This window comes from Microcoleus sp. Pol7_A1 (assembly GCF_036701085.1).
GTDB lineage: Bacteria > Cyanobacteriota > Cyanobacteriia > Cyanobacteriales > Microcoleaceae > Microcoleus > Microcoleus asticus.
Genome location: NZ_JAUBQD010000152.1, coordinates 1 through 1,689, shown reverse-complemented (window position 1 = coordinate 1,689; position 1,689 = coordinate 1). Strand labels below are relative to the sequence as shown.

Genomic DNA, 1,689 nt, shown 5'->3' with positions numbered 1-1,689 from the left:
CCTGGCACATCTCTTGATGAAATTATTCGTGCTTATTGTGCAGAAAGAGTGTCTCATACTTATTTGAAATGACTATACTGGAGAGACTACAAAGCTATACGGTTAAATAGCACATACTATAGCAATCCTAAATCATTATCATGATTACGGTACAATTATATGCAATACTAGATCGTGACAATAAAAAAATGAATAAATTACAACTTCCAAAAAAAGATATGGAAAAAGAAATAGCCCAATTAGAATCTTTCATTAAAAGCGATATCGATGCAAGATAACTAAAACGAGCAATAGCTGTCAGGATGGCGCTCTCCGGTAAGCTTTACTATGAAATCAGCCAAATCTTAGGTGTAAGTGAATTCTTTTTGGGTTATTGGAAAAAGATTTTTAAAACCCAAGGCATCGAACGACTCAAACTAGGATATAAAGGCTCACAAGGGTATTTGACAGAGCGACAAACGGATGTAGTAGTAGAGTGGTTAAAGAATAAAGAATATTGGAATTTAGATGAGTTAGTGACTTATGTAGTGCAAGAGTTTGGTGTGATATATAAATCAAAACAGAGCCCTGCATGAACTTTTCGCTCAGGCGAATATTAGTTGGAAAAAAACTCAAAAAGTCAATCCCAAATCCGATGAAGAGCTGGTAAAAAAAAAGCTGGAAGAAATTAACGAAATTTTATCTAAATACAAGGCTGGTATAGAAGCTGGGGAAATAATAGTATTGTTTTTAGATGAATGTCATCTACTTCATGGCGATATGACAGGCTACGTTTGGGGTCAATCAGAGCGAAGAATTGAAGTTCCTATTACCAATGAAAAAGATAGACAAACTTATTTTGGAGCCCTAAATTATCAGAGTAAACAATTCCACGTTCAAAGTTATCCATCTGGATCTGGAAAATCAACAGTTAAATTCATAAAACACTTACAAAGTAAATATAAAAAACGGAGAATAATCTTGATTTGGGATGGAGCTAGTTATCATAAATATGGAGAATTTAGAGATTTTTTATCCTCAGTAAATAGTGATAAAGAACCGTCAGATTGGTCAATTACTTGTATTTTATTTGCTCCCAATTCGCCCCAACAAAATCCCGTTGAAGATATTTGGTTCCCAGCTAAAAAATTTTTAAGAAAGTATTGGTATTTATGTAGGTCTTTTAAGATTATCAAATTTTTGTTTGAGTTCTTCACTAAGGAACATAAATTTGATTTCCCCAAAATTCATCAGTACACTTATACATAGAAAATCATTTAGGATTGCTATATGGTGCTTTTTTTGATGACAATCAATCATTGATTGATTATGTCAACAGCCAACCATTGCTTAACCCATTGGTCTGCTTGGCAGATGGTCACCAGGGAGTGTGGAATTTAATCCAGGAGTTTGACACAGACCAACAGCGCTAGGAAATCTTGGACTGGTATCATCTCAAAGAAAATCTCTACAAAGTTGGTGGATCATTAAACAGACTTAGAAAGGCTGAGGTTATATTGTGGCAAGGTCAGGTGCTTGAAGCGAAGGCTTTGTGAGCGTGGTTGCCGAGGCAAACAAGCTCGCAACTTCTGTGCCTACCTGGAAAAACATAGAGTTCGCATTGTCAACTACAGTTATAGCAATCCTATATGATTTGTGAGAATTTACCATAACTGTGAAGCTTGGGGAAATCAAATATCTGATAATGAG

At 35.2% G+C, this 1,689-nt stretch carries 2 protein-coding genes and 1 pseudogene; all 3 read left to right on the top strand.

The features are described from left to right. Positions 1-290 precede the first annotated feature (290 nt). Complete coding sequence (locus QUA20_RS31650; RefSeq protein ID WP_333194295.1) at positions 291-575, top strand: hypothetical protein; 285 nt, start codon at positions 291-293, stop codon at positions 573-575. Further along, positions 550-1,248, top strand: a complete 699-nt coding sequence (locus QUA20_RS31645; RefSeq protein WP_333194294.1) for an IS630 family transposase — start codon at positions 550-552, stop codon at positions 1,246-1,248. Before QUA20_RS31650 ends, QUA20_RS31645 begins: the two co-directional genes overlap by 26 nt. 11 nt (positions 1,249-1,259) lie before the next feature. Then, positions 1,260-1,617 (top strand): annotated as a pseudogene (locus QUA20_RS31640) (ISKra4 family transposase); the annotation flags it as partial. Positions 1,618-1,689 lie beyond the last annotated feature (72 nt).